Source organism: Gilliamella sp. GillExp13, from assembly GCF_001690815.1.
Taxonomy (GTDB): domain Bacteria; phylum Pseudomonadota; class Gammaproteobacteria; order Enterobacterales; family Orbaceae; genus Gilliamella; species Gilliamella bombi.
The window spans coordinates 1-5,041 of the sequence record NZ_LZHJ01000078.1 but is presented as its reverse complement, the minus strand read 5'-3'; the positions used below and the strand labels follow the sequence as shown (position 1 = coordinate 5,041).

Sequence of the window (5,041 nt, the reverse complement as noted above, 5' to 3'; positions counted from 1 at the left end):
TTTACGCATTCTTACAGACCGAGGTACGGAATATAACGGTCATAAGGAGAGCCATGCTTATGAACTTTATCTTAATCTAGAAGATATTGAACACACCAAGACCAAAGCCTACAGTCCACAAACTAAAGGTATTTGTGAGCGATTCCATAAGACGATAAAAACAGAATGTTATGATATTTTATTTCGACGTAAGATTTACACGCAATTGAGTGAAATACAAAACGACATTGAGCAATGGCTTGAGTTTTACAATCGAGAAAGAGCACACTCGGGAAAGTATTGTTATGGAAAGACACCATGGCAAACATGGAATGATGCAAGAGGGTTGGTTAAGGAAAAGCAATTAGAGAATTTATTTTGCTCATCGGACACGCATTTTGTTAAAATGAAGACCGATGAGTAATATGTGTCGGTCAGATTAAGTTTGAGCTACCACACATACTACTTGCCATTACTTAATGTTACCTCACAGTAAACATTAACCTTACTATTCCTCAAGGGGGTACTTTGTCGGGAAGCTCCGCACCAGACCGTTACCAGTCTCGCACTATCCCTAGGCTACCGTTAGTCATATAACGGGTTGACTCGCCCTTTTACTCAGTTTATAAGTAATTGTGCTTCAACAATGATAATAACAGCTTATGCACTTATAACTTCTATAACTTCACAATAGGTCAATTCTAGCTTAGACTATACGCTGATGGTTCTTTCGTTTCCTTGGTCTATTCTAATAATTTCTTATTGAATTTTTTGAAATCTTCCAGAATATCAGATATGATTAATTGAATTGTCCAAAGAATTTTTGTTCTTTAGTTATGAGAGGTGTCTCTCACAGACTAAGTATATTCTTTGCTAAATACAGGTTATGCAATATCCTTTCGGACATGTATAACGCCCTACTCAGATATTGTGAGGGTGGCTAATTAAAGTTGTTCACCTTAATAGTCCACCTAACTTTTTTGATTAAAAATCAAATAGTTAGGTGTTATAAGTGCGCGCTTGTCGCACTTAAATTTTAGTTGTAAACGTACGAGCAATAACATCACGTTGTTGTTCTGCTGTTAATGAGTTAAAACGTACTGCATAACCAGAAACACGAATTGTTAATTGTGGGTATTTTTCTGGGTGTTTTACAGCGTCTTCTAAAGTTTCACGACGAAGAACGTTCACATTTAAATGTTGACCACCTTCAACTTTTACAGTTGGAGCAACATCTAATGGAACTTCACGATATTCGAATTGACCAAGTTCTGCAGTAGGAATGATTTGATCTTCTTTATAAACTGATTTAGCAGCTACACAACGAGCTTCTTTTGTAGAGTCGTCCAATAACCAGAAAGAGTTTAGAAGTGCTGAGTTGTCTGCTTTAGTAATTTGGATACCTGTAATCATTTTAAATCCTCCTAACGGGGCCTTATTGCCCTAAAATAATTATGGTTAATATAGCACTTTAAAAATTTGATAAAAGTCAAAAAAAGCTATCGCTTCGATAAGTAATACCTTTAATTTCTATTTTCTTTTGTGATAGGTTATTATGTAGAAATATATTAATTATTGCCCAGAAACACTGGCATTATTGATGAGTGATATCAAAATATGACAACAAAATTGACTTGGCATGAAGTTATTGGTGCAGAAAAACAAAAACTTTATTTTCAACAAATAATGCAATTTGTAATGACTGAACGCGCTAATGGTAAGATAATTTACCCACCTCAGCATGATGTGTTTAATGCGTTTCGTTTTACACCATTTGATCAAATCAAGGTGGTGATTTTGGGGCAAGATCCTTATCATGGTCCCAATCAAGCTCACGGTCTTTCTTTTTCTGTTTTACCCGGAGTTAAGACACCACCATCGTTAGTTAATATTTATAAAGAATTAGCAACCGATATTGATGGTTTTACAATTCCTTCTCATGGCTATTTAGCTTCTTGGGCTGCTCAAGGTGTATTACTATTAAATAATGTGTTGACTGTTGAAGCAGGACAAGCGCATTCTCATGCAAAAATAGGTTGGGAAACTTTTACTGATAATGTGATAGCGGCAATCGATGAGTATCTTGAAGGTGTGGTTTTTTTATTGTGGGGATCTCCTGCACAAAAAAAAGGGCAGTTTATTAATCGCCAAAAACATCATGTATTAACATCGGTACATCCATCACCGTTATCAGCTCATCGTGGATTTTTTGGCTGTAAGCACTTTTCCAAAGCGAATGATCTTATTATGCAACAAGGTAAAAAAGCAATAGATTGGCAACCAAGACTAGCGGAAAAACAAACATGAGTAATAATAAAAGACGTCGAACAAGTTTGCAGGAAATTGCAAATCTAATCGGGATTAGTAAAATGACTGTGAGTCGTTTTTTACGCGATCCCAATCTTGTATCTAAACCACTTCAATTACAAATTTCAGCTGCAATTGATGAGCTTGGTTATATTCCTAATAAAGCACCTGATATGCTGTCTAACGCCAAAAGTAATGCAATCGGGGTTGTGTTTCCTTCTTTAACTAATCAAGTTTTTGCCGATATTTTAAAAGGTATTGAAATGGTGACTGATGCTAGCGGATATCAAACCATGATTACCCATACTGGATACAGCGCAGAAAAAGAAGAGTCTCGTTTGCGTTCGTTGCTTTCATATAATATTGATGGATTGATTTTAACCGAAAGAACACATACCCCTGCAACATTAAAGATGATCGAAATGGCTGGTGTACCAGTGGTTGAAATTATGGACAGTGTTTCACCTTGTATTGATATGGCTGTCGGATTTGATAATTTTACTGCAACCAAGAATATGATTGATAAAATGATAGATAAAGGTCGCCGTAATATTGTCTATTTTAGTGCAAGACAAGATCAACGAAGTATTATACGTCAAAAAGGATATGAAAAGGCTATGGAAGAAGCAGGATTAACACCTAGAACGCTAGCGACTAAAGAAGCATCATCTTATGAATTAGGGTCAAGATTTTTGCATCAAATTTTAAAAGAGTTTCCTTGTGTTGATGGTATTTTTAGTACTAATGATGACTTAGCTTTAGGGGTATTACTTGAGTGCCAACGGATGAGAATTGAAGTACCAAAACAAATAGCGATTGTTGGATTTCATGGACATCAAATTGGTCAATTTATGAATCCCAAACTAGCATCTATACAGACACCAAGAATTGAAATGGGAAAAATTGCAGCGGAGCTGTTATTAAAACGGATTAATGGTGAACAAATTGATAAAAAAGTGATTGATTTACCTGTTGAGTATTTAAACGGAGAAAGTATTTAATAAGGTAGAAGATGACATTGATAATGATTTAACCTTATCACGTTTAGTGATAAGGTTATTAGTAAATTATAACCCTTTAGGGTTTTCACCGTATTGGTTGCTGCCTGGTGTTGAGTCCATGCATGCGAAAACCAATAACACAATTGCGCCAATCAATGGAACCAAAACAATTAATACCCACCAACCAGATCTATCTGTATCATGTAAACGTCGTACTGCAACAGCCAAACTTGGAAGAAATAATGCTGCCCAAGCAACAAAACTAATAATATTTGTTACTGACACTAAAGAGGTACTAATTGAAATAAGGATCGCTCCAACAATACTCAAAGCAAGATTTAAAAGAAAACTGAAAAGAGTAAACATCCAATATTCTTGACGGCGAGCTCGCCCATTAAAATTTGCATAATTTTGTGTAATACAACTAATAAACCAATTCATCCTTATATATATCCTTTTTTGATAAGTTTTGTAAAGTAATTTAGGGTTTGTTATTTTAATGAAAAAAAATCGAAAATAAAACTGATTTTTATCATTGAATTAAATATTTTTTATCAAAATTTATTGCCATTGACTTGTTGATTTCCAGTTTTTATAAAGTGGATATCTATTTTTAAAATTACCGCTCTGTGGTTATTTATACCAACTAATGTCATAAAATTGGCTTAATGTGTGAACAGGATATTAGTACCAAAAGAGTTTTGCGATCTTGATATAGTGAAGTTGGTTGTTTGCTAACGATAAAGCAACAGTAGACCTACCAAAAAATAACGGTAGTTTGGTGACTAGGCTAATTAACAAACTACATCCCTTTAGGGTTTTCGCCATATTGGTTAGGGCCAGGAGTTGAATCGGCACACAGAAGCTTTAATAGCGTATAAGGCGCTGAAGTCCAAAAGTACCAACCCGGTTTATCAACATCATGCAAACGGCGTACTGTAACTGCGCAATTAGGAACAAATAAAGTCAATGTCAAGCTCAAAGTTAAAACGAGGTTATTTTTCATCATATTATCAATAATTATCATCAAAATAATTAGAACAATATAGATCGAAGAGAACATCCAATATTCTTCACGGCAAGCTCGTCCATTAAAATTTGCATAATTTATTGTAATACAATCAATAAACCAATTCATTCCCTATTCCTTTTTTATTTAATAACTGACAATCAGTCTAATGAAAAGAAACCGAAAATTAAACTAATTTTTATTGTTTAATTTTTTGCTAATATCCTGGATTCAAACATGAAGTGCAATTTTAAACACGGTGGAGTGAAGAAAGTAGAAAGGTGATTTATACTAGCACCTTCGCACCACCACAGTTTGGAGATTGCTATGTATTATAATCACCTTTCTAGGAAGGAAAGATACCAAATTTTCGTATTATTACAAGCCGGAAAGAATAAAAAAGAGATAGCCCAGCTACTCAATAGACATCCTTCGACAATAAGTCGAGAGATAAAAAGAAACTCAAAACCTAATCAAGCCTATCAAGCACATGATGCGGTAACCCTAGCTAGGAAAAGGCGAAAAAACAGCGGTAATGGTAAGCCAATAGAGTCTTCGGTATGGCGCCAAGTTGAAAAATACCTCATGCTTTATTACAGCCCAGAGCAGATTGCTGCACGTTTAAAGAAAGTCAGCGTCCAATCAATCTATAACTATCTTTATCAAAATAAAGCGCGCTATGAACAATTCAAACCTTATCTAAGGCGAAAAGGCAAAGCCTATAGGCATTGTAAGGCACCGAGTA

The 5,041-nt window shown here is 35.0% G+C and carries 7 protein-coding genes; 4 read left to right on the top strand and 3 right to left on the bottom strand.

All coding sequences use genetic code 11. The features are described from left to right. The coding region (locus tag A9G37_RS05565; RefSeq protein ID WP_141671083.1) for an integrase core domain-containing protein at window positions 1–403 on the top strand (403 nt) is incomplete at its 5' end. Between the two features lie 605 nt (window positions 404–1,008). On the opposite strand, the gene grcA is transcribed toward A9G37_RS05565, so the two are convergent. Next, a complete protein-coding gene (gene grcA / locus A9G37_RS05560) occupies window positions 1,009–1,392 on the bottom strand; it encodes an autonomous glycyl radical cofactor GrcA (protein ID WP_034910787.1) in 384 nt (127 codons plus the stop codon). A gap of 204 nt (window positions 1,393–1,596) precedes the next feature. Here grcA and ung point away from each other — a divergent pair, with 204 nt between their 5' ends. Together ung and gntR are read left to right on the top strand one after the other, a co-directional pair. Next, window positions 1,597–2,286 carry a uracil-DNA glycosylase gene (ung, locus tag A9G37_RS05555; RefSeq protein WP_065574882.1) on the top strand — a complete coding sequence of 230 codons (690 nt, stop codon included), beginning with the start codon at window positions 1,597–1,599 and terminating at the stop codon, window positions 2,284–2,286. Then, window positions 2,283–3,287, top strand: a complete 1,005-nt coding sequence (gene gntR / locus A9G37_RS05550) for a gluconate operon transcriptional repressor GntR (protein WP_065574881.1) — start codon at window positions 2,283–2,285, stop codon at window positions 3,285–3,287. The genes ung and gntR overlap by 4 nt, the downstream gene beginning before the upstream one ends. A gap of 66 nt (window positions 3,288–3,353) precedes the next feature. Here gntR and A9G37_RS05545 read toward each other — a convergent pair whose 3' ends face one another. Then, entirely contained in the window at window positions 3,354–3,728 is a 375-nt protein-coding gene (locus A9G37_RS05545) for a DUF805 domain-containing protein (protein WP_065574880.1), read from the bottom strand. A 361-nt stretch (window positions 3,729–4,089) separates the two neighbouring features. Then, window positions 4,090–4,425, bottom strand: coding sequence for a DUF805 domain-containing protein (locus A9G37_RS05540; protein ID WP_065574879.1), 336 nt, complete (start codon window positions 4,423–4,425; stop codon window positions 4,090–4,092). 198 nt (window positions 4,426–4,623) lie between these two features. Here A9G37_RS05540 and A9G37_RS05535 point away from each other — a divergent pair. Beyond that, window positions 4,624–5,041 (top strand): helix-turn-helix domain-containing protein (locus tag A9G37_RS05535; RefSeq protein WP_141671082.1); only part of this gene is annotated, 418 nt, incomplete at its 3' end.